Source organism: Peribacillus sp. CSMR9 (genome assembly GCF_033141925.1).
Taxonomy (GTDB): domain Bacteria; phylum Bacillota; class Bacilli; order Bacillales; family DSM-1321; genus Peribacillus; species Peribacillus simplex_A.
Genome location: NZ_JAOPHO010000003.1, coordinates 185924 through 210066, shown reverse-complemented (window position 1 = coordinate 210066; position 24143 = coordinate 185924). Strand labels below are relative to the sequence as shown.

24 protein-coding genes and 1 pseudogene are annotated in these 24143 nt (G+C 37.0%); 17 read left to right on the top strand and 8 right to left on the bottom strand.

The window, feature by feature from the left end; translation table 11 throughout:
- Positions 1-232: 232 nt before the first annotated feature.
- From murQ to N9I19_RS25435, 10 genes are all read left to right on the top strand, one after another.
- On the top strand, positions 233-1117 hold the full coding sequence (murQ, locus tag N9I19_RS04145; protein ID WP_089363464.1) for an N-acetylmuramic acid 6-phosphate etherase: 885 nt from the start codon (positions 233-235) through the stop codon (positions 1115-1117).
- Between the two features lie 40 nt (positions 1118-1157).
- Positions 1158-1463: a PTS sugar transporter subunit IIB gene (locus N9I19_RS04140; RefSeq protein ID WP_061463755.1), complete on the top strand. Its 306-nt coding sequence runs from the start codon at positions 1158-1160 to the stop codon at positions 1461-1463.
- A gap of 49 nt (positions 1464-1512) precedes the next feature.
- Positions 1513-2802 (top strand): PTS sugar transporter subunit IIC, encoded by a 1290-nt coding sequence (locus tag N9I19_RS04135; RefSeq protein WP_063233329.1) that lies wholly within the window; start codon positions 1513-1515, stop codon positions 2800-2802.
- A 71-nt stretch (positions 2803-2873) separates the two neighbouring features.
- On the top strand, positions 2874-3158 hold the full coding sequence (locus tag N9I19_RS04130) for a hypothetical protein (protein ID WP_317777052.1): 285 nt from the start codon (positions 2874-2876) through the stop codon (positions 3156-3158).
- Positions 3159-3198: 40 nt separating this feature from the next.
- Positions 3199-4539 carry a 6-phospho-beta-glucosidase gene (locus N9I19_RS04125; RefSeq protein ID WP_317777051.1) on the top strand — a complete coding sequence of 447 codons (1341 nt, stop codon included), beginning with the start codon at positions 3199-3201 and terminating at the stop codon, positions 4537-4539.
- A 66-nt stretch (positions 4540-4605) separates the two neighbouring features.
- A complete protein-coding gene (locus N9I19_RS04120) occupies positions 4606-4947 on the top strand; it encodes a PTS lactose/cellobiose transporter subunit IIA (RefSeq protein WP_317777050.1) in 342 nt (113 codons plus the stop codon).
- Positions 4947-6032 (top strand): DUF871 domain-containing protein, encoded by a 1086-nt coding sequence (locus N9I19_RS04115; RefSeq protein ID WP_317777049.1) that lies wholly within the window; start codon positions 4947-4949, stop codon positions 6030-6032. Before N9I19_RS04120 ends, N9I19_RS04115 begins: the two co-directional genes overlap by 1 nt.
- A 52-nt stretch (positions 6033-6084) precedes the next feature.
- Positions 6085-6981 (top strand): N-acetylglucosamine kinase, encoded by an 897-nt coding sequence (locus N9I19_RS04110; protein ID WP_317777048.1) that lies wholly within the window; start codon positions 6085-6087, stop codon positions 6979-6981.
- A 25-nt stretch (positions 6982-7006) separates the two neighbouring features.
- Positions 7007-7873: a MurR/RpiR family transcriptional regulator gene (locus N9I19_RS04105; protein ID WP_089363458.1), complete on the top strand. Its 867-nt coding sequence runs from the start codon at positions 7007-7009 to the stop codon at positions 7871-7873.
- A 17-nt stretch (positions 7874-7890) separates the two neighbouring features.
- Positions 7891-8004, top strand: a complete 114-nt coding sequence (locus N9I19_RS25435; protein ID WP_486352015.1) for a hypothetical protein — start codon at positions 7891-7893, stop codon at positions 8002-8004.
- Positions 8005-8129: 125 nt separating this feature from the next.
- Here N9I19_RS25435 and N9I19_RS04100 read toward each other — a convergent pair whose 3' ends face one another.
- A complete protein-coding gene (locus tag N9I19_RS04100) occupies positions 8130-8750 on the bottom strand; it encodes an NAD(P)-dependent oxidoreductase (RefSeq protein ID WP_317777047.1) in 621 nt (206 codons plus the stop codon).
- Between the two features lie 134 nt (positions 8751-8884).
- Here N9I19_RS04100 and N9I19_RS04095 point away from each other — a divergent pair.
- Positions 8885-9061: pseudogene (locus N9I19_RS04095) on the top strand (IS4 family transposase); the annotation flags it as partial.
- Between the two features lie 221 nt (positions 9062-9282).
- Here N9I19_RS04095 and N9I19_RS04090 read toward each other — a convergent pair.
- A complete protein-coding gene (locus N9I19_RS04090; RefSeq protein ID WP_317777046.1) occupies positions 9283-9978 on the bottom strand; it encodes an ArsR/SmtB family transcription factor in 696 nt (231 codons plus the stop codon).
- A 99-nt stretch (positions 9979-10077) separates the two neighbouring features.
- Between N9I19_RS04090 and N9I19_RS04085 the strand changes: the two genes are divergently transcribed.
- Entirely contained in the window at positions 10078-10200 is a 123-nt protein-coding gene (locus N9I19_RS04085) for a hypothetical protein (RefSeq protein ID WP_317777045.1), read from the top strand.
- Positions 10201-11276: 1076 nt separating this feature from the next.
- Here N9I19_RS04085 and N9I19_RS04080 read toward each other — a convergent pair.
- The 3 genes from N9I19_RS04080 to N9I19_RS04070 form a co-directional block, all read right to left on the bottom strand.
- Positions 11277-11831, bottom strand: coding sequence for a hypothetical protein (locus N9I19_RS04080; protein ID WP_289338317.1), 555 nt, complete (start codon positions 11829-11831; stop codon positions 11277-11279).
- A gap of 505 nt (positions 11832-12336) precedes the next feature.
- A complete protein-coding gene (locus tag N9I19_RS04075; RefSeq protein WP_081109015.1) occupies positions 12337-12480 on the bottom strand; it encodes an ATP-binding protein in 144 nt (47 codons plus the stop codon).
- A gap of 676 nt (positions 12481-13156) precedes the next feature.
- On the bottom strand, positions 13157-13360 hold the full coding sequence (locus tag N9I19_RS04070; protein WP_061463734.1) for a hypothetical protein: 204 nt from the start codon (positions 13358-13360) through the stop codon (positions 13157-13159).
- A 341-nt stretch (positions 13361-13701) separates the two neighbouring features.
- On the opposite strand from N9I19_RS04070, the gene N9I19_RS04065 reads away from it, so the two are divergent.
- Positions 13702-14667: an MBL fold metallo-hydrolase gene (locus N9I19_RS04065; protein ID WP_317777044.1), complete on the top strand. Its 966-nt coding sequence runs from the start codon at positions 13702-13704 to the stop codon at positions 14665-14667.
- Between the two features lie 356 nt (positions 14668-15023).
- Here N9I19_RS04065 and N9I19_RS04060 read toward each other — a convergent pair whose 3' ends face one another.
- Both N9I19_RS04060 and N9I19_RS04055 read right to left on the bottom strand, forming a co-directional pair.
- A complete protein-coding gene (locus N9I19_RS04060) occupies positions 15024-16223 on the bottom strand; it encodes an MFS transporter (protein ID WP_089363451.1) in 1200 nt (399 codons plus the stop codon).
- A 25-nt stretch (positions 16224-16248) separates the two neighbouring features.
- Positions 16249-16839, bottom strand: coding sequence for a TetR/AcrR family transcriptional regulator (locus N9I19_RS04055; protein WP_317777043.1), 591 nt, complete (start codon positions 16837-16839; stop codon positions 16249-16251).
- Between the two features lie 455 nt (positions 16840-17294).
- On the opposite strand from N9I19_RS04055, the gene N9I19_RS04050 reads away from it, so the two are divergent.
- From N9I19_RS04050 to N9I19_RS04040, 3 genes are all read left to right on the top strand, one after another.
- Positions 17295-17774, top strand: coding sequence for a hypothetical protein (locus N9I19_RS04050; RefSeq protein WP_317777042.1), 480 nt, complete (start codon positions 17295-17297; stop codon positions 17772-17774).
- Between the two features lie 98 nt (positions 17775-17872).
- Complete coding sequence (locus N9I19_RS04045; protein WP_317777041.1) at positions 17873-18187, top strand: hypothetical protein; 315 nt, start codon at positions 17873-17875, stop codon at positions 18185-18187.
- Positions 18188-19173: 986 nt separating this feature from the next.
- On the top strand, positions 19174-20373 hold the full coding sequence (locus N9I19_RS04040) for a C40 family peptidase (RefSeq protein ID WP_317777040.1): 1200 nt from the start codon (positions 19174-19176) through the stop codon (positions 20371-20373).
- A 354-nt stretch (positions 20374-20727) separates the two neighbouring features.
- On the opposite strand, the gene N9I19_RS04035 is transcribed toward N9I19_RS04040, so the two are convergent.
- Entirely contained in the window at positions 20728-21564 is an 837-nt protein-coding gene (locus N9I19_RS04035; RefSeq protein ID WP_284470408.1) for an RMD1 family protein, read from the bottom strand.
- A 719-nt stretch (positions 21565-22283) separates the two neighbouring features.
- Between N9I19_RS04035 and N9I19_RS04030 the strand changes: the two genes are divergently transcribed.
- Entirely contained in the window at positions 22284-23627 is a 1344-nt protein-coding gene (locus N9I19_RS04030) for a 2-hydroxycarboxylate transporter family protein (RefSeq protein ID WP_284470409.1), read from the top strand.
- The last annotated feature ends 516 nt before the right edge of the window (positions 23628-24143 follow it).

Here is a 24143-nt window from a genome sequence, read left to right as displayed (position 1 = left end):
CTGAATAGAATTAATGTCTAATCAATAAAAGGATCATAGGTTTGGTTCATGAAAATAGCGGTTTACATTTTTAGTAGAAAGTTAAAATTATTTTATGTATCTTACGTTTATTCTAAAATTAATTTTTAAAAATGTATACACAATATTGAAATTAATTTTTAATAATGATATATTCTCTATAGCTAAAAAAGTTTCACCACTTTCACCACTGAAATAAAAAAGGATGATATGTATGCTAGAGCATTTAACGACAGAGCGCCGTAATGAAAAGACCATGAGTTTGGATGAAATGGGAACACTTGAATTTTTAGAGGTAATGAACGAAGAAGACATTAAAGTTGCCCATTGTGTGAAAAAAGAACTTCCGCAAATTTCTAAAGCCGTGGAGATGATCGTCGAAGCCATGAATAAAAACGGCAGATTAATTTACATGGGTGCAGGAACAAGCGGGCGCATCGGTTTATTGGATGCAGTAGAATGTCCCCCGACATTCAATACCGATCCTAGTGAAGTAGTGGGTCTTATAGCCGGTGGGGAAAAGGCTTTTATTAAGGCAGTTGAAGGTGCTGAAGACAGTTTTGAATTAGGTCCTGAAGATTTGAAGAAAATCGAATTAACAAACAGGGACGTTGTAGTGGGCATTGCAGCTAGTGGACGCACTCCATATGTTATTGCTGGATTGGAATATGCCAATCAAGTTGGTGCAGGAACTGTGTCGATAAGCTGTAACAAAGGTTCTGAGATAGGTAAGATTGCAAAAGTTGCGATTGAAGTTGTAAACGGGCCTGAAGTCCTGACGGGTTCTACACGTTTAAAAGCTGGAACATCGCAAAAGTTAGTATGCAATATGCTATCTACCGCCTCAATGGTTGGAGTCGGTAAAGTTTATGGTAATTTAATGGTAGATTTACAGTTAACTAATGAAAAGCTAGTTGAACGCGCAAAACGTATTATCATGGATGCTACTGACTGTAGCTATGAAATTGCAGATGAATTTTTAGAAAAGGCACATGCCCAGCCCAAAATTGCAATTGTCATGATTTTAACGAATGTATCGTATGAAGAAGCCTCAAATCGTTTAGTGAAGGCACAAGGATTCATAAGAAAAACGATTTAACGCTTTTAATAAAAAAATAAAAAAATTGGAGGAACAAAGAATGAAGGTTTTATTCGTATGTTCAGGTGGAATGTCTAGTGCAATCGTTGTAAGCGCTTTAAAAAAGGAGGGGGAAAAACAGGGTGTAACTATAGAAGTATTGGCAGTCGGCACTCAAGAATTTGATGCAGAAGTACGAAATGGCTGGGATGTTGCAATGGTAGCTCCGCAAGTCAAACATCGTTTCGATGGCTTTAAGGCATCGGCAGATGAAGCGGGCGTCCCATGTGAAGCCATACCAGCTCAAGCTTACAGCCCTCTTGGCGGACCTAAGCTACTAAAACTGGTAACGGAACTAGCAAAATAATAAACTAATTACTATTTCTTTTCACTAAACGTAAAAGGGGAAAACACGAATGGACAAGTTTGTAGCTTTTTTAGAAAATAATCTTTCAACACCTATGGCTAAATTGTCTGAGCAAAAACATTTACGTGCAATTCGGGATGGTGTGGTTTCTGCGTTACCATTCATCATTTTTGGCAGTTTATTCTTGATCATTGCATTTCCGCCCGTTGCAGCAGATACTGCATTAGGTGAATGGTCTGCAAAACATATAGCAGAAATTTTAATACCATATCGATTAACGATGTTTATCATGACGTTATATATTACTTTTGGTATAGGCTACAGTTTATCTCAAAGCTATAAACTTGATCCGCTATCTGGAGGTTTACTATCATTGGCAGCCTTCTTGTTCACAATTGGTGTAAAGATGATGGATGATGTGGGGTTTGTTTTGCCAATGACAAATCTCGGAGGCCATGGTCTTTTTGTAGGAATGCTTGTATCCATTTTTGCAGTCGAAATTTTACGTCTTTGTAAGACAAAAAATATCACAATTAAAATGCCGGATTCTGTTCCAACTTCAGTAGCCCGTTCATTTGAAGCATTAATACCAGTTACAATCGTATTGCTTGTTATGACTTTAATTACAGTCGTTTTTGCTGTTGATTTACATTCACTTGTCGATAAAGCGGTTGCACCACTCATCAGTGCAGGCGACACATTGCCAGGTGTATTAATTCCAGTATTTTTGATTACATTCTTCTGGTCATTTGGTATTCATGGCGTTTCAGTGGTAGGTGCCGTAGCTCGTCCGGTATGGGAAGTGTACTTGGGGAATAACTCGGCGGCAGTTGCAGCTGGAAAGGCAATTCCCCACATCGCTCCTGAAACTTTCTTCCAATGGTTTATTTGGATTGGCGGGTCTGGTGCAACATTGGGTTTAGTAATAGCCATGCTCTTAACGGCAAAGTCCACCTATAGTAAAGCAATGGGGAAAGCAACAATTGTGCCAAGCATTTTTAACATCAATGAACCTGTCATCTTTGGGATGCCAATTGTACTAAACCCGGTACTGATTATTCCATTTATCATTACACCGCTAATTGGTGCAACACTTGCATATATAGCAACGTCCATCGGACTGGTGAACCCGACATATGTAATGGTTCCCTGGACATTGCCCGCTCCAATAGGTGCCTACCTTTCAACAGGCGGTGATTGGAGAGCCATTGTTCTCGTGATGGTGAATTTAACTATTTCCGTTATTATTTATCTGCCATTCTTTAAGATGTACGATAAAAAGCTTTTAGCGCAGGAAAACATGGTGGAAACAACGGATAATAAAAATATCGCTTTATAAGGAATACCTAAAAGGGAGTTTGGGACTAAATGCTCCAAGCTCCTTTTATGAATTGAGAGGGGGGAAAGGACATGAATTCAACTTCCAGAATTCACTTTTTTAGTTACAAAAGTGCCTTTCTATTTTTTTGCTTCATTCTTGTTTTTAATTTTATCTTTAACAGATTCATGGATGCCTTTGAGATAAATAAACAATTCTCACTATACTTGGGAAATACCTTTGCCATAAGCGCAGGATTGACGATGGTTGTTTGTTTTGTTGAAGGTAAGTTTAAAAACAAGAAACAAGCATCACTATTATTCTTGTCTTTATTAGCGGTAAGCGCACTGGTTTGTTATGCAATCATCTATAAATAAATGAAAAATTCAGATTAGCTTACGATGAGGTGTAAGGGGAATGGAAATGAAAAAAGGGTTGAAGATTGCCACAATCGGCGGAGGCTCCAGTTATACGCCAGAATTAATAGAAGGATTTATAAAACGATATGATGAGCTGCCTATTAGAGAACTGTGGTTAGTGGATATTGAGGCAGGAAAAGAAAAACTGGAGATTGTTGGAAACTTGGCAAAACGGATGGTTGATAAAGCAGGACTTCCAATGGAAATACATCTAACGTTAGACCGTCGTCAGGCCTTGCAAAACGCTGATTTTGTCACAACCCAAATGAGAGTGGGTTTACTTGATGCACGAATCAAGGACGAGAGGATCCCGTTGGAATTAGGCTTAATTGGTCAGGAAACAAATGGTGCAGGAGGATTGTCCAAGGCATTACGAACTATCCCCATTCTTCTGGAAATTGCAGAAGAAATGCAGGAGCTCTGCTCTGATGCATGGTTAATTAACTTCACAAACCCAGCGGGGATGGTAACGGAAGCCCTTCTCCGCTACAGCAAGCATAAAAAAGTCATTGGAGTATGCAATGTTCCATTTAATATGCATATGTCTATTTCTAGCATGCTTGGTGTTGATATGAAAAGAGTGCACATAGATTTCGCAGGGTTAAACCATATGGTATTCGGGATGCATGTGTTCGTTGATGATCAAGAAGTAACAGATAAAGTGCTTGAAATGCTGGGCAATCCTGAAATTCAGCTGACGATGAAGAATATTGCCCCATTGGCTTGGAACAGAAGATTTTTGAAATCTTTAGGAGTGGTGCCTTGCCCGTACCATCGTTATTATTACAAAACAAAAACGATATTAGAAGACGAGTTGGAAGCATTCAAATCAGGGGAAACTCGAGCTGAAATTGTGAAAAAATTAGAAGAAGGTTTGTTTGACCTATACAAGGATGAAACCCTTGACATCAAGCCTCCGCAATTAGAGCAACGCGGTGGAGCTTACTATAGCGATGCAGCGTGTAACGTCATTTCTTCCATTTATAATGATAAAAAAGACATTCAAGTGCTAAATGTACAAAACAAAGGATCGCTTACTGATATTGATTATGATTCAGCTGTCGAAGTAAGCTGCATTGTCACCAAAAATGGACCAATTCCTTTGGCTATGGGTAAATTACCCGTACAAGTGCATGGCTTGATTCAACAAATCAAATCATTTGAAAGAATTGGTGCAGAGGCAGCCGTTACAGGTTCTTATGATAAAGCATTATTAGCTTTAACGATTAACCCGCTTATTCCAAGTGATGACCTGGCGGAAATGGTTTTACAAAAACTGTTAAAAGTTCATCGAGAATACTTACCACGATTCTTCAGTGAAAGTGCAGTATCGACATGAAGTTTCGTTGGATTACAGCAATCCAATGAAACTTCATAATCTAACATAAAATTGGAGTGTAGTGATATGTCAACTGAATTGAACAATAATGAAATGGAAATTTTTGAAATAATATCACATAGTGGAAATGCAAGAGGATTAGCATTCGAAGCACTAAAAGAAGCGGAAGAATTTAATTTTGAAAAGGCAGAGGATCTAATTAAACAGGGCCAGGAAGAATTGAACTTGGCCCATAAGACACAAACCAAGCTAATTCAAGCAGAATTGAATGGAGTTCCAAGTGAGAAAACTTTATTAATGATTCATGCACAGGATCACTTGATGACGGCAATGAGTGAACAAAAACTAATTGAACATATGATTCGCATTGTAAAAAAGCTAGCCCCACAACAAGAGGTGATTAAATAATGGGTAAACTCGGTATATCTATCTATCCAGAGCATTCAACCGTTGAAAAAGATATGGAATACATTGCACTTGCACACAAATATGGATTCAAAAAGATCTTTACTTGCCTGCTTTCTGTCGAAGGTGACAAAGAAAAGATTTTAAAAGAATTTAAAGAAACGATTCGTTTTGCCAATCAATTGAATATGGAAGTGATGGTCGATATTGCTCCCCGAGTATTCGGTTCACTAGGCATTTCTTATGATGACTTATCGTTTTTTGCAGAATTAGGTGCGTATGGAATCAGGCTGGACATGGGTTTTACAGGTAACGAAGAGTCGATTATGACACATAATCCATATGATCTAAAAATTGAAATAAACATGAGCAATGCAACAAAATATTTAGAAAATATTATCGATTACAAACCAAATAAAGAGAATTTAGTTGGATCGCATAACTTCTATCCTCATCGCTATGCAGGATTGGGCTATCCTCATTTTATAAAATGCTGTGAGTCATTCAAAAAGCATAATATCCGCACGGTAGCTTTCATAAGCTCCAATGCAGCAACGTACGGACCTTGGCCTATAATGGAAGGATTATGTACATTAGAAATGCACCGGGAATTACCCATTACAACTCAAGCGAAACACTTGTATGCGACAGGGTTGATTGATGATGTAATTATTGCGAATGCCTACGCATCTGAAGTTGAATTGAAACAGCTTAGCCAGTTAAACAGAGGTCTATTAACATTTAATGTTAACCTTCACGAAACCATAACAGCTTTAGAGAAAAAAATAGTATTGGAAGAATTCCATTTTTACCGTGGAGATGTTTCCGATTATCTTATTCGCTCGACTCAATCACGCGTGAAATATAAGAGCGATGAATTTAAACCAACATATACGCCTGATATTAGACGCGGTGATATTTTAATTGAAAATGAGCTCTATGGACAATATAAAGGGGAATTGCAGATTGCATTGAAGAAAATGAAGAATTCGGGAAAAACAAATGTAGTGGGCCGAATAGCAGAAGAGGAAATTTTTCTCCTCGATCATTTGGAACCATGGGGGAAATTCCAATTCAATATTAAATGATCAGGGAAGGAACGGTGATATTCCTTCCTTTTTTACTGAATAGGAGAATGATATGAATTATATTATCGGTGTTGACGGCGGGGGCACTAAAACTGAAGCAGCGGCTTATGATTTAGATGGTAATAAAATAAGTGAAGGCAAAGCTGGGTTTGGAAACCTGCTTATAAATGAAAAACAAGCCATCGCTAACATTATACAGGCAATTGAACAAAGCATAGCTCCTATTGATAATGGTAGCTGCCATTACATTTGCTTAGGATTAGCCGGGTATGGAGGAGTTGAAAATCCGCAGGGCATAAAAAGTGCATTAAGAAAGGCATTAAATGCCCCGTTCACGATTGTAAATGATGGAATTATCGCTCATGCTGCTTTACTAAAAGGAAATGATGGCATTTTGACCATATCCGGAACTGGATCTGTAAGTATCGGCATCCATAAAGGTATCGAGAAATCGGCTGGTGGCTGGGGACACATTCTTGGGGATGAAGGAAGTGGCTATTGGATCGCCATGCAGGCTTTTATAAAAATGACGAAAGAAGAGGATGAGGGATATGACTATAGCCTTTTAACCGGGACAATACTTAAAAAACTTGGGCTTCATAGTGTTATGGAACTTAAGAAATTCATTTATTCCGCCACGAAATCCGAGATTGCCGCGTTTGTTCCCCTAATTGTCCAACATGCGGAGGAGGGCGATGGTTCCTCGCAAAATATTCTGAATCAGGCCGGGTACCACCTTTCAAAACTAACGCTTAAGGTTATCAAGAAGTTAAAGTTAAGTGAGAATGTTACAATTGCAATAAAAGGTAGCATATTGACAAATATACCATTGGTGCAAAGCTCTTTCATCAATCATATTAAACTTGAAAACCCAAATGTGAAATTTGTTGTAGAAGACGTATCAGCTACCTTGGGTTGTTACTACATAGCAATGAAGCATTTAAAGTAAGTAAAGATCAAGGAGAGTAAATCATATGCCCGTCGAAAATATTATATTGAGAATTGAAAGTTTATTGAACCAGTTGCCCAAATCAGAAAGGAAAATTGCACAATATATCTTAGAAAATCCACAAGAAATTATAAGAATGACGATACATGAATTAGCTGACCATGCCAATGCCAGCAGTTCGGCCGTAACGAGATTTTGTCATTCTATAAAGGTTAACAGTTTTTCGGAACTGAAGGTATCCCTATCATCCCTAATTTCCCAACCGGAGAAAAAAGGTTTCCATGACATTGAGCCTAATGAAACAATAGCGTCCATTAAAAATAAAATAGTCTCCAACTCTGTACAAGCTATACAAGAAACGGCACATTATTTGGATGAGGCCGTTCTTGACAATATCATTGAAACCATGAGGAGTGCAGATGTAATTTATGTCTATGGTTTAGGAGCTTCATGGCTCGTTGCTGAAGATATTACACAGAAATGGCTACGGTTAGGAAAGATTGTAAGTGCCAATCAAGACCCGCATATTACGGCCACTGCGCTTGCTGCATCATCAAAGAACACCGTTTTTTTCTGTATATCCAATAGTGGCGAAACTGAAGAAATTCTGGAACTCGTTGATATTGCTAAAGCATATGGAATTAAAACAATTGGTTTATCGCGGTTGGGGAACAATGGACTAACTAAAAAAGTTGATATGTCCCTAAATCATGTACGTGCACCGGAGGCTAAGTTCCGAAGTGCTGCAACAAGTTCGCTTTTTGCACAATTTCTAACGGTCAGCATTATTTTCTATGCGTATGTTTCAAAATTTTATAATGAAAATAAAAATGAAATTGAACGTTCAAGGGAATCTGTATTGAAATTCACCAAAAGAAATTTGGATACTTGAAGGAAGAGGATTTAAAAATGATGGAGGAGGGCATTCGCTTGGATTGTGAATGCGCAGATATATGCGGAAGAATCAAACATAGGATGTACGCTTTTTCAAGGAGTAAAGAAACGTTCCAGGATTTGGCCTAATTAAAACAGAGAAAAAGCCCTCCAAAAAGGTTTTGAAGGGCTTTTTGGCTGGCCAAAAATTAAAAACATGTTTTTCCATTAATCGGCTTTTTTGATAACTCATGGTGTTTAGCATAAGAAGATTATTAGTAGGCGATACCTACACGTGATTTTATATAATCGCTACTTTTTATTAGACTAAATGTAAACTCTGCTGTATCCGGCACGGATATTTCTACGCCGTCCTCCGGCAAAAAATTACCTTCTACACGATATTTACCTACACTTTCCCCATCCGGCAAATACGTAGGACAGACAATAGTCCATTCGAGTGGTGACTGTTTGAGCATATCGTAAACTTTATGATGTTCTACCGCTGCACGGGTAGACTTACGCTTTGATTCACTTGACTGATAACGCAATGAATTTGGGGTGGTTCTGCTTTGCAGGATACCTGCAGTTCCTATAGTAATAATTCGTTGTATTCCTTCTTCTTCCATTGCTTCGATAATTAGTGGCATACTTTCTGATAGAGTGGTTGTCCCATCAGTATTCAGCGCACTAATAACTACATCAATCCCATGCAATGCATGTGAGATATCACCTTTATTTAAAACATTACCTTGGATAATAGTTAAATTTTCACAATTTATTTGAAGCTTCTCTGGATTTCGAACTAATACAGTAACATGGTGTCTATCATGAAGGGCATAAGTAACTATTTGACCTCCAACTCGTCCAGATGCACCTAAAATTAAAATATTCATGAGAATGAACCTCCTTTTTACAAATATTACACTACACTTTAAAAGTTATTATATCGTCTTTTTCAACTAATGAAAGCCTTAGTGCAATAAGTCATCATATGATAATCGAACTTTTTTATAAAGAAAAATTTAATATACTGCTGTTTCAAGCGATACAAAAAAGCACCCAAGAGCCATCAAAGATTCTACTTCGCCTGTTTGTCCTCCTACAGAAAAATGGGCGAAAATCCCACCGTTATGAGAAAAAGACAGTCTTTGATATATTGGGTGTTGTCTATCAGTATACCGTGTGTCACAAGAGTGCAGTATAGCGCAAAAAAATGGCCTATCGGAGGCTTATTTTGCATGTCTTTCTTTAATTGCATGAACGATTATCTTGTAGAAATAGATCTACTTTAAGTACTCATTGGCGTTAGCTTGATGGGGGGGGGACCGCCAGCATTTCGGAAAAAAAACACGTTAAGCAAATTTCAACACAAAATAGCCGACTTTAACCCCTTTAAGGCTAAATCGGATGTTTTATATTCAAAACTTAGTTGTTTGTAATATCAAAAGAAAATGTTTCTTTAAGTCCCTTTTTCCCGTCAGAAGTGATTTTTATTGCTCTTGTTTTAGGTAAACGTTGAACCCAATTTAATTCTAATAGTCTTTCTAGAAGGGCATTTCCTAATGCTCCCGCAAGGTGGTGACGTCTTTCACTCCAATCTAAACATTTGTGTGTAAATGAACGACGCTTATTCTTAACCCTTTCAAGATCAATTTGAAAAGTTGTAAAGAATGACTCTCCTTTTTCAGTAACAGTAAACCCGTCCTTTTCTTCATAAATAACACCTATTTTAATTAAATAATCTGTTAATTTTACTCCTAAATTCCCTGCAAGATGATCATAACATGTTCTTGCAAAACGCATCTCTTTTTCTTCCGAAGCCTGTTTTAATGATTTAATTTCAATTGGTGGAGCTATTGATAAAAATGACTCTATAACTTGAGCAACTTCTTGATTTCGAAGTCCATAATATCGATGTCTCCCCTGTTTTTCAACTGTAACTACATTCGCATCGACCATTTTTGTCAAATGGAAACTAGCCGTCTGTGGTTTGATTCCTGCCATATATGCTAATTCGCTTGCAGGATGGAATCTACCGTCTAATAAGACTGTTAATATTGCTGCACGAGAAGCTTCACTCACAAGAGTAGCAATCATTGCTACATTTGGATTTGCGTTCACTTTAATTCCCCCTAATTTAATCCAAATTTCGATGATAATCGAAATGTTAATATTCTACAATAAATAAGGAAGAACCTATGAATAGGAGGAGAAATAAAGATGAAAAAAATGGCTCAGGTTCCAAACACAGAAATTATTAACGATAATATAATGTTAGACTTTGGAGAAGAAGTCCCGATTGTTGGAATAGAGTTAGAAGGAGAAACTGCAAGGAAAATTTAACTGATTGCTAATAAGGTACACATTAGGAAGTTACTACTGACGGAAAGACTTATTATTCTTTTAGACTGAATGATGAAATAATAAGAAAGTCAATTCCTCATCCTAATGTTGAATCAATAGTGTTTCATTTTTCGGATACTAACTGTGAAGATTTTATAGGTATAGACCTTTTTGCTTCTAAGTCTTATTCCGAGCAGTACCTAATTGGAAAATAAATAGTTCTTCTTTTACTAACGGGTGCCTGTGCGGCCGAGCCTTGGTCGTATCATTTAGCGGGTGGATTCCCGTCGAGTAAGAACTAGCCATTCGCTCGTAGCGAGTCTTGGAGGGCTAAAGGTAACGTTAGTCTTTAAGCGTAGACAGTTAGGTGGCGGGCCGAAAGCCAAATGGTTGAAGGGATTGAGCTCCATAATGTTAGTAAATCGAGAGGGCTGATGCTTTACGCACAGCAGAAAGCTATATTTTATCCTTCGTAAAGGGCAAGATGGATAAAACCTCTCTGGGGTCAGAGACCTTGGCACGATATACACATCGATATGATACGGCAACTCGGGAGACCCTACCGATCCGTGTAGGGAGTTGGGGAGCAGCGTAGTACCAATGAAGTTGGGTAATGCCGATGGAGGAAAGGCTAGCTACCAGTTATCGCCCTTACTAGGGAAACATTTACTACACTCAGAGGCAGGGATAAATGGAAAAACGACTAAGGATAGCAGAATTAGCAAAATCTGAATCTGAGAGATTAGCTACATTTTGTGAATGGTAACGAGGAGGAGCCGTGTGCGTGAATAGCGCAAGCACGGTTCTGTGAGGTTCCCTTCTACTCGACTAGCGTCATAAGAAGACCGCCAATTGGCGGCCTTTTGAACGTGCGATTCTTTACATAATCATACGTTCACTACAATAAACAAAATTACAGTCAAAAATAATCCCTTAAAATTTTTCTTTACTACGGCTTGTGCTCGGTCGGCAGTTGCGACGAAACTTTAAAAAAATATCACTATTTTCCCATTTCCGAAATCAATGAGAGAATAGTGATTTTAAAAATCCTTCACCTGGTCATTGGCGATCTCCCGTTATTTGATTTCGATCGCCGAAGCCTTATTGTCCCAATCCGAAGCCATATTAGCAGTTTTACCATACCAATCGGAGTGTCTAAAGGAGACTCCTCTGCCATACCCTTGAGATGAAGTATGCTCCCACAGCGTCGTCGAATAGCTTGAAGAAGGTGACGCCGTACTTAAGGAGGAAATTCTGTCATTCCAGCTGGAAGACAAGTTTGTAAAACCGTCTCTCCAATAAATATAATTCCCACCTTTATTTTTATACTCATAGAAATCGGTACAACAAGAACCGCTGCCCATGGTAGTGACTTTGTTTTGAAGTCTCTGTTTATCTTTTTCGATAAATGCCAGCAAAGTTTCCCTGCTCGTAAATCCATATGCCAACCAATCGCCCTCGTTATTCTGTTTAGGAAGAACCATTGTTACTTTTATTTCTTTGTTAGATATGTTACTCACTTTGGACTGGGAATCCACATCTTTTCCATCTACATTTAAATAATGGAACGATTTAATCGTATAATCCTTTTCTGCATTCGTCTCGGCCTTCGATACTGGTGTAAATCCCATGGCAACGAAAAGACAACATATTATTACGGAAAGACAAAGTTTTATTCGCAATTTCTCCACTCCCATATTATTGAAATTTAGATACTTTGGCCGGAAAAAGTGGAAGTTGACAGCCCCTGCGTAAAATCTTGACGGAATATCCGATACCGGCTTGTACACGAATGGCTGAATTCCACTTTTATTAATATTCCCTCCTTCCGGCTTCGCTCCCCAGCCGTTTATACGAAATGTGTCAAAGGATGATTCTCCTCTAGCCTACAGTGTATATTATTTCCACACAAGGATATATTTTACTATATTGTTAATTTATCAGGAGGTAAATTCTCTTATTTTCAAAAGTGTTTTTTAAAGTATTTCACCATAACCAAGGAGCTATATACCAAAAAAACGAAAAACATACGCTAAGCAAATTTCGAAATAAAGAAAGCCGATTTTCCCTACACTAAGGAAGTATCAGCTTTTATTCGTTAAATCACTTATACAATAATGCGCTAATTTCTTTTTTCTAGTTCGAATGAAATATAATACTACACTGGGTTCCTAGTTGAGGTTTACTATCTATGTGAAGATCTCCGCCATGAGCTATAATAATTTGTCTTGCAATAGCCAGCCCTAATCCAGTTCCAGAATTATTAGAAGATACATCGATTGTCGGTTACAAAAAGTTTAACGGAGGTGAAGGGGAGGACTTTTTATTAATATCAATGGGCGGTGAAAGAATGGGAAATACCATTTATCTTATTGAACTCCATCAGTTTGATACGAATATCTCTCGAATGCTCACTTATTCGCAGGATTTCCTAACCCTTGTAATTGGATTTCCGGGTAATTGAAATGAGGTCAGATCATTTTGGCTTCATGAAGGCATAGTTAAATAAAGAAGTCAGTGCCACTCCATATTTTACCATGCAATGTACATCTCCACACCGTCCCTGGAGGCTTTCCCTCCCGTGGGTCAATTGCCCTCTCAATCCTTCGTCATGCCTATCCAAGGGGTGGAGGCCAGTTATGCTAACCTGATGGGTCACAGTGCTCTTTTGTTCAAGAAACCTTGTACTCTGTACATATTTGAAATCCTACGAATAAGAAAACATTAAAAATTAAAGTAGTAAATCTAACCAACATTTTAGAAAACAATACAAAAAGGGCCACCCAAAAGCTTCATGAGTGGCACCTTGGAAAATTGAAATGATCTGACTTCCTTTGGTAAGAAATGACTCTGTCTTTGTCTTCTAGCTTTTTCTGAATCATTTAATCGGAGGATAGTTGAAAATGGTGGATTAGTTGGCTATAAAAAGATGCCATTAGCGAGCACAATTCCTTCTCTAATATTCCTGTCCTTCTTTCGACTTTAGAAAAGAAACAACTGATTCATCTAATAATTTTTCCCGATTTGGATCTTCATTGACATCTGTATCCACTTCCATTTCTTGTTTAAGTATGCCGAAAGGATCATCTTCTGTATTTAATCGACTGTCCCGGCTTTTATGTTGGACTGGATTATGGTCATTATTTTTTTGATTTGGCATATAAACTCCTTCTTTAACATGTATTTTTTATTTAGTATGAACAATTGATCCAAAATAAAATCCAATATTTTTTATGGATTATTTTCAATTTCAATCACGAACTGGGACCTGTAATTAATAATCTTCCGCTATCTTGTTGTTCTTGATGAAAGGTTGAAACAGCATTCAAATTGTAAATCCTAAATTGCTTTAGGTATAGTTGATTGAATATTGAAAATACTGTAGTATTTATTTGTGGAAAATAAAACCGAAACATCGTTTTCTATTCAAAACAAACACCCGGAAGGAGGCTGGGACAGAATCCCCAGAGTAAAGTCAAATAATTTAAGGAGGATTTTGCTATGAAGAAAAGAATAAGGAATACCTCTATTAGATTTTTGTTGGTAGTTTCAATCATACTATCATTATCATTATTACTTCCTTCTTTTGGCCAATCTGCTGGAATGCAATCGGATTTTAAAGTAACTCTATTAGGAACAGGTTCTCCTATTTTAAGTACATCCCGGTCCGGTCCCGCTACCCTTGTGGAAGTTGGTAATGAAAAACTCCTCTTTGATGCAGGACGTGGAACTGCTTTGCAATTATATAAAGCGAATATGTTACCAGGCAGTATTGACAAGTTATTCCTTTCACACTTGCATTCGGATCATACGATTGGCATCCCAGACATATGGCTTACAGGTTCTTTGCCAACAGGTGGGAAAAGAGAGCTAGCCTTTAACATTTGGGGACCTAAGGGAACAAAGAAAATGATGTTACATATGAATAAAGCTTATAAAGCCGATTTGGATGCAAGGGAAGACTCTGGAAATGGAAACGTTGAAGGAGCAAGTATTATAGCACATGATATCAAGGAAGGCGTTGTGTATCAACAAAAGGGAATAGAGGTAATAGCTTTCAAGGTTGACCATAAATCAATTGAACCTGCTTTCGGTTATCGGGTTAATTACAAAGGACATTCAGTAGTTATCTCAGGTGACACCCGTTATAATGAAAATCTAATTCAATTTGCTAAAGATGCTGACGTAGTCATTCATGAGGTTGCAGCCGCAAGACCTGATAATGAATCAGAATCAATATCCAATATTCTTGACCTTCACACTACACCCGAGGAAGCAGGTAAAGTCTTTAGCCAAATACAACCAAAGCTTGCTGTGTATTCACATATTGTATTATTAGGTGGATTAACAGAAGAAAAAGCTAATTTGCCCGGAAGAACAAAAGAAACATATGAAGGAACAGTTGTAGTAGGTGAGGATTTGCTGCCCATTGAAATAGGCGATAAGGTACAAGTGCTGCACCCGTGAAACGATGAGCACTCAGGGAAAAAATAATAGACGAGCTTCAGCCAATGCGATAAGCGTTTGGAACTGTGCTACCGTAAACATTTTGACATATAACCCAGGCTAAGACACTTTCAATAAAAAAACCGATATCCCTAGCGCGCCGGCTCATGAATATCATGATATAAGGGCATAAAAGTCTGCATCGAGTAAAAGCTTCTAACCCCTTGACGCATAAAGAACCCTTGCCCAAAATGGACAGGGGATCTTTGTTTAAAGGCAAAGTATAATACAAGTTTAAGAGTTTCCAGCTCGAAATGTACTTTGAAAAATCATATTAGGGCAATTTTGGCCTTTATTATTCAAATGGCGCCTCGTTATTAAGCTAAACTATCTGCTAATCGGTTTTCTTTCCAAATGACTGTAATACCTAGGCCAATGACCATAATGACAGCAGCAAAAAGATAAGGATAGTGGATGTTTACGTCAAATAGTATTCCTCCCATTGCTGGTCCGAAGATATTCCCTAAGCTCGTATAGGTTGAGTTCATTCCAGCAACAAACCCTTGCTCTTTCCCGGCGGCTTTTGATAAAAATGTCGTCAATGCCGGACGAAGTAAGTCAAATGCAAGAAAGATGAAGCTAGTTACCACCAGTACTGCCAAAAAGCTAGATATCAATGTGGAAGCCACCGCGAATATTGCCCCGATGACTAAACATAATTGAATCAGCTTCTTTTCACCAAGGATATCTACCAGTTTTCCAAACATAAATACTTGGACAACAACTCCGAAGATTGAGCTAATTGTAATGATAGTTGCAATATCCTTCGGCGTGAAGCCGAATTTATGATCAGAAAATAGGCTGAAAACAGTTTCATATGCTGATAAACCAAAAGCGAGTACAAATACGATGATAAACGCAATAAAGTAAAGCGGGTTAAGTGATCTTTTTAAATCGTCTATAAAGTTTGTTTCTTTTGTATTAGCAGAAACTTCTGCAAGCTGTTCCTTTGTTAGCGGTTCTTTTAAAATAAATATTGATGCAAGGCATGCTAAAAAAGCAATGGCTGCCGCAAGAAAGAATGGCAAACGTATACCATATTCCGCAATAAAACCACCGATACCAGGTCCTATAATAAAGCCCAAGCTAATGGCGGCCGAAATATACCCCATTGCTTTTGGCCGTTCCTGAACTGATGTAATATCTGCAACATATGCAGTAACACCTGGCATAATAAAGGCGGCACTAATTCCCCCTAGGATCCTTGATATATATAACACGGATACGTTCGTGCCTATACCAAAGATAAGTTCTGAAACACCAAAAAGGAATAAGCCGATAATGATGATTTTCTTTCTGCCGTAACGGTCGACCCAACGACCTGCGAATGGTGACATAACAAGTTGTGATACTGCAAATACGGCAACAAGATAGCCCATCGTACTTCCTGATAAATGCATGATATTCATAAACGATGGCATTACGGGGATGATGAGTCCAATTCCTAGAAAGGCAATGAATATATTGCTTAGAAGAATAATTAATATCGCCTTTTGTTCATTAATTGGTTTATTCATGTATAAACACCTCTTTCTATGTGAATCATTTTTGTGAAATACCTCTCCAAAATACTTTCCAAGAGGATGCTAATTTATCGTTCAGCCGTTTCTCATCATTGCCGTATACAAGCTCCAGCATAATGGAATCCACTACTCCTAAGAAAGCAAAGGTCGGCGTAATTGCTGCTTCTTCGACGATTAATTTAGCATTGATCCAATCCTGAAATTTTCTTTCCAATATCGCCTGCACCTTTTCCTCGATATCCATGACTTCCTGTCCGATTGCTTTTTCAAGATGGGCTGGCGGAAAAAATGACATACGCAGCCAAAACTTTAAATGCTCATTTTTTTGAAAGAGATCGATGATCAATTGTAGAAATCCGTATAAATCTTTTTCTGGATTTTTTGAATCAACTTTACTGAAATATTGGAGTTTTGAAGATAGCTCCGCCTCTTTCGCATCACGTAAAACTTTCAGAAAAAGATCATCCTTGCCTTTAAAATGGGCGTAAATGGATTGCTTTTTCATGCCGACTTCTTCAGCTATTAGAGATAGGGATGCTCCTTCATAACCATGAATCGTAAAATATTTTAAAGCTGCTACCTTAATTTCATTGCTTTTCAATAATATCACCTCTAATTTAACGAACGTTCGTCAGTTATATTAGCAAATTAAATAAATATAAGCAAGCGGTTTAGTTTATAGGAGGGTATTAAGCAACACTGTGGTGTGGAAAAAACCTCCATAATCAAGCGCTTTTTTTGAATGAAAGGAGCACAAAAGTAATCAAACTGTTTTTTTATAATTGAATACTTATTTCTTATAACAGAGGGTGCTGCGGCCGCTCTCGGGTCAGTTTAGTTGTATGCTGATATTATATGAATAACAACGAAGCGTTACTGAAAAGTTAATAGCAATTGGTGATTAAATGATTTAGGATTAAACCCAACACAATTTGAGTATCTTGTTGATTGAACGAGTGCAATAGTTCTTTAAAGTGCTGTGAAGGTCACCTCTTTTTATGGAACTAAAGTGGAAGTTTAAAAAGAAGTGATAAAATAAGGGGAATTAGTTGTGAGGTATAAGAAATGAATACCATTTTAGAAGGGTTCTTGGAGTTAAAAGAAATATTAAACTCGTTCAACGGACTCGAAAAAGATTATAATTGGCTACTTACAGATTTAGATTGGTCATACCAAGAAAATTGCCTTGATTACTTTGAAGATTATCGGATTTTTGACGACCTTCATAATAACTTCTGGATTACAGGTGAAAATCTAAAGAAACTTGCTAATAATAAAGGTTTTTATTTTATTTGGGGTGTATTTTCGGCATTTGATAAAAACGAGAAAATTGATTTAGATGACATTAAAGTAGAACCATATGCAGACGGCAATCCAAACCTTTGGGGGGAAACTCCAAATATCCAACATCCTAAGGCAAAAGTTGAATTGGTTTTGTGGGACTCTTCAGCAATTCTCCTTCTTAGTAAAGATAATGATTTATCAAGAAAATTCAGAAATACTTTTGAAGGTTGGAAAAATTTAAATTACTATAATCAGTCGTAAAACCTTATCCACTATAAGAACAAATAAGCCATTTCCATTTCTGGAAAAATGGTTTTTTGTGGTAATATTAGCAGGGAAGAATAATAGGGAGGGTAACTATGGAAGGGTTGGAAATTTACGATTTTTTAAGATTAGTTTTTATTACTTTAATAATTAGTTTATTTATAATTTCCATTATTTTATTGGCTAAGAAACGAAGTAACCTTGTTAATGGATTCACTGTTAGTATCACTTCAATAATGTCAATAATTGTTTCAAGTATTAATCTTATTATTATGGGATACATAGCTGATGAATTAAATTTAGCAGGAGACGTTATTTCCTTATATATGTTTCTTATAATTTTAGGGTTAAGTATATTTAATATGTTTATTTACTTTAAAAAAACAGTATTATTAGTGCCTAATAAATAAATTTTGTTCCACTCGAACTTATGTGTATGAATATAGGATTAGTAGACTGACGGGATGGAATATTGGTACTGTAAAGTAGCTATTGTTGTTGAATTTAATTCATTTTGGGTCAATCCTACTCTTTCTCCTGACAAAAAAGTGGTTAAATGGTCGAAACGCTAACTTTTTGACAGTTATCCTATAGGTTCCATATTTTGTGCTTTTTGTTTATATAATCGCACATCTATCCCCTGCTACATATGGAAGGCATGATTATAGGCCTTCTGGCAATAGAAGAGTGATTGTTTTTCCTAATTTATATTCTAATTACCAATTTCATAGGTTTCATAAGTGAAGACAAAACAAAAAACAGTCTAATTAAAAAGTTTGTAAGTTGTAAAGGATTGCACTTAAAGTAATCGGTCGTTAGCACCCATAAGAAGGCCGCCAATTGGCGGCCTTTTGAATGTCAAGACAGAATATATGGTCGGATAAAATTATGTATATATTATAATTTTATTTGTTTGGTCGAACAATCATTTTTTCAGATTTGATTGTTTATTTTTCATTTCATTGTTACTAAATGAAATGTTTAATGATTTCAATGATCAGATTTCAATGATCATAAGAATAGTTTTCACTCTAATCATAGCAAGTTTTTGGATTGCGGGACCCTGAAATACTTCTTTTAGAAATCGCCCGATATCACCGCCCTAGATGCCATATTTAGTTCATTGAACGATAAATTATTTAACAAAGTATTTGGCGGCCTTTTGAAGTATAATTCCTGCAATAATCATGCATTCAAATTAGAGGGGAAATCAATACGGATTTGCTCAATAAGAAAAAGTGGAAGGTAACCCAATTAATAGTATTTTTGTGTTAAAGTAGTGCAGGGAATATTTATTATTGCAGAATTTTATAATTTCATTAAGAAGGAAGAAAATCTGCATGATTGTATGACTGTATTTTTAAAAGATATTTTTGGTTATAAGGAAGGGATTAAAATGGGAAAAAAATTATTAGGTAGTATGTTGCTTTTATTGCTGGGGATGGTTAGTTTTACCTTTTTACCTGGCTTAAAAGTTGAAGCGGCAGAGCAAGTGCACATTGTATCCTCTCAGGAAACGGTAGAATCGATTGCAGCGAATTATGATATATCGGCAGAGCAATTAATGAAGACGAATGGTTTACCGGATGGTACGTTATATGTGGGCCAGAAGTTAATCATTCAGACGGTTTATACTCCTTCCATCTATCAATGGACAGAGAGAGGGAAACAAATTGGGAATTATGCAAAAACTTTTATAGGATTTAAAAAAGCGGCTGAAGAAGAGACACCGATAAATGGGTTCGATTCTAGCGGATTGATTTATTGGGTACTCTCCCGACAACAGGTGCCCATCGACCGTTTGTCAGTTGAAGGCTATTATAAGCAAGGAATGGTTACAGATACTCCTAAGGCTGGAGATGTTATATTTTTTCTGGAAAAGGAAAGCTCAAAAATCGTGACGGCTGGGATCTATCTGGGGGGGGATCAGTTTGTTAATTCTGGATATGGAGCAGAGACAGTTCAGGTGAGATCTATCACAGAAAAATATTTTGCACAATTCCAAGCCGAGTTTAAAACGTTTACACCTAAGGGAGAGCATGTCGTTAAAAATAATGAAACACTTAAAAGCATTTCCGAAAATTACGGTGTATCTGTGGAAACAATCAAAAAGCGTAACGCTTTACCAACTGATAGTTTGATGCAGGGGCAGTATCTTCAAATATACAGCAGTCCCTTGTATCCATTTTATGCAAATCAAAAGGCTTCCTATGATAAAGCTCTTGATGTCATAAAGTATGCATATACTCTACGTGGATTTCCTTATGTTTTTGGTGAATATGACCCGATTATTGGAATGGATTGCAGCGGATTTATCTATTGGGTCATGAAGGAGCAGGGAATTTCCGTTAAACGAAGTTCGGCAGCGGACTACTATTCCTTGCTGCGGAAACTCAAAAATCCAAAGGCAGGGGACTTAGTATTTTTTAAAGAGTCAGATTTAAGTAAAGAGATAACCCACGTAGGTATTTATCTAGGGGATGGTCTCTTTATACATACAACAAAAAATACTGGCGTTCATATTTCTGATCTTACTTCAAGTTATTTTGAACAGAAGTTCGAAAGTTTTGGGCAAGTCCAAAACAATATGGACTAAGATAAAACGAGAGAATTAAGACTGCTTGGATTTTCTATTAATAGTTTCCCTTTAAGATACAATGGTATCTTAAGGGGATTTTTGGCTTAAAAAGGGCTAAAGGTTGAGGAATATACAAATGAAAAAAATGAGCTGTCAAGATGTATCGGTAATGAATACATTGAGGATGCAAAATGTGTCTACTGCTTTTTAGTACCGCAGGAAACAGGTTGACGGAGCAACTCCCTTATTGAAGTAGTTTTTCATTTCGTTCTTATTTGTCACAAATAATACCTGTTTTCGGATACCCCAAATCTATTATGGAAATTTGGTTTCCCTACTTCTTCAAAGTGTCTATGCCACTTAAATCAGGATTCATGGAATCCATCCTACAATTTCTAAAATCGTCAAGATAATCTCAAAGACAATTAAAATGACAATGATCCATTCAACGAATAGCCCCCTTATCGAATGGCTGATGTTAGAAAACCCATCCATAATGTTATATAAAATTTCTGTTTTACTTTTCAAGATTTTATACCGATCATTCAATTCAAAAAAATTCAGCATCCTGTCATAAAATTCGCCGGCAATGCTGCTTGTCCATGTAATATCAGGTTTATCCAGAATCATGATATACGCAAGGGTATTATACTCGTGACGTACGATTTTTGCCGTCGTCCTCGCTAGTTCCTTGTTGCCGATTCTTAGCTTGCCTTTTTCCAGTCGGTCTATCATGGTTTCGAGCTTGTCATGGATTTTTCCGAGCTGTTCCTCAGTTTTTTCGAGTGCCACCGATTTTGCGAGAACAGTGGAAATTAATTCAGGGTAGAAAAATTCATATTTAGGCACCGCTACATATTCGTCGGTCAGCTTGATGTTTTCAGTTTCTCTAATGTGAAGGCTGTAATCGTCCGTATATCGATCTACATGGACGAGATCAATATCAGGCTCGAACGATTGGATATAGGTTGAAAACTCTTTTATCTCATCAGCGTGTGAGTAATTAATGAAGACAATGCTGCCAAAGGAAAAAACCAGCACCTGTTGCGATTCATTCATCTTTTTATTAAGGATGGAATTTAGAATATCACCTTTTAGGATTAAAGGCTCTTCCCAGGTGAATTTTTTAGGAATGCCGCAATGAATGGCGATTTTATTCAAATCAATTTCATTAGTGATTGCAAATGCTTTAAAGGTAATTGGTTTCATTTATATCACTCTCTTCGGCAAATTGGTCTTCATCTGAATTTATTCCATTCCTTACAAAAACATGCTTGAAGAATTCTTGAAGGTTGTTTTTCTTACAGCTAAACCAGCTAATAGTTTTTCGATGAAAAACTTTAAAAATTTCATGCTATGCTAAATTAGTGCATGCCTTCCACTGAACTATGTTTGGAAAGTTTCGTTCTATTATTTTTTATCCAAGAATGCTTGAACCTGACTTTCACCTTTTACCAAATCCAGACCAATGACTGGATTCTTCGCTATCTCCTCCTTAAAATTCAATTAACCGGTAACCCTATTTCATCCTTATGGTTAAATGAATTTTGAAGGAATGCTGTTAGTTTGTCGAGTTACTTCTCCTGCGTCTTCTTTACTTGTTCCCTTAACGATGATGAAAACGTAATACTTTAGAAGAATTCTTATTTAACTTAATACATCATCTTGAAATTGATTGATTTACAATATGGGCCAATTACAATAAATTGCCCGTTTCCAAGTTAAGCTAAATGGAACATAATGATTTTTTTTTATTCTTTTCCGTTTCCTCAACAATGCTGAATTCGTAATCATCTATTGTAAGTGGATTTGCTTACTTTTTTTAATTAAAAAACACTTACAAAAGTTACATAAGCTATAAAGTTTTTTGAAAATCACTTAAATTAAGTATAGCAAATAATAGGAGTCAAATAACAGGAGGTTAAAAAATGAAATCAGCAAAGAAAATGAAACCGCTTCCTTATATTGAAGAAAAAGGAGATAACCAAAGCTTTTTATCCAAACTTAAAGAGGTGAAAGTAGGCGTTATTCCGCTACCTCTTTATATAGCCTTGGCGCTTATTATTTATGGTGCATCAGTATATAATCAACTCCCGCCTGATATGATTGGTGGTTTTGCCGTTATCATGGTTATGGGAATTTTACTTGGGGATATAGGGTTGAAAATTCCTATAGTGAAAGATATTGGTGGTCCGGCGATTTTAGCGCTCTTAATCCCGTCTATTATGGTATTTTATAATTTGGTTAATCCGGCTGCAATGGAAGCGGTAACAACCTTGATGAAAACATCTAACTTCCTTTACCTTTATATTTCTTGTTTAGTTGCAGGCAGTATTCTTGGTATGAACCGTCAAGTATTATTACAAGGATTTACGCGTATGTTTGTTCCACTCGTGGTAGGAACGCTTGTTTCTGTTGCAGCGGGAGTTTTAGTAGGTTCATTGTTAGGATATGATCTAAAACATACATTCTTCTTTATTGTTGTACCAATTATTGGCGGAGGAATTGGAGAAGGAATCTTACCGCTTTCCCTGGCATATTCTCAAATTTTAGGTGCATCTGCTGAAACATTTGTATCCCAAATGATTCCGGCAGCTGTCATTGGAAATATCATAGCGATTATTTGTGCCGGTTTACTGAAACGCTTAGGGGAGAAAAAACCGGAACTTACTGGTAATGGTGTATTAGTGAAAACGAAAGGTGGCGACGGGATCACCCAAGAAACAAATATTAATAAACCTGTTGATTTTTCACTAATGGGTGCCGGATTATTGATTGCCTGCGGTTTCTTCATCTTCGGAAGCCTTGCGCATAAATTTCTTGGCATTCCAGGTCCTGTACTCATGATTGTAGCTGCAACACTTGTCAAATGTTTGAAAGTGATGCCTGCAAAAATGGAACAAGGCGCCTATCATTTATACAAATTTATTTCCACAAGTTTAACATGGCCTCTAATGGTTGGGTTAGGTATGCTCTATATCCCATTAGAAGATGTAGTCAAAATTATAACTCCAGCTTATGTTTTAGTTTGTTCTGTAGTTGTTATAACGATGGTAGGGACTGGGTATGTTGTTGGGAAATTTATGAATATGTATCCAGTTGATTCAGCGATTGTAACAGGCTGTCACAGCGGTTTAGGAGGAACAGGCGATGTAGCCATTTTATCAGCTTCCAACCGTATGTCATTAATGCCGTTTGCACAAGTTTCAACAAGACTTGGCGGTGCTGCCACTGTTATATTAGCAACACTCTTAATGAAATTATTAAGTTAAAAACTATAATAAAATAGTGTGAACGGATGATAGACTAAGTTTTTTAAGTCAAATGCGCCGATACTATATTGTTAAAATAACTCATTTTTGCCATAGCCAATCCGGTTCGGGAATAATGCCTTTAGAGGCAACAAAAGCGGGAGCACTTGTAGCAGGAACCGGACACTCGGGTTTCCTAGATCAATAATGTCCGCGCATTCCCTTGCATTTTGGTGGTACCTTTGACGTTCATGGGAAAACAATCAATGAGGATATGAAGCTTGTAGTTTATGCTATTGCTGGATTGAATTTCAGGACCTTTACGAGGAATATGTGATTCCAGATCTTTTTAATCGCCGAGTAGCAGCATATGTTACAGCAGCTGTTGCAAACGTCCAATGGAAACCGGTGTTTCACAAAAACATGTCAATTTGACATTGAATGCCATTAAACAGGAGTGGACTTAGTATATCCAAGCCAAATTTGTTTAAATGGAAGTTGTTCAAAAATCGATGTAAGCGTTCCCTAATTTCTGAT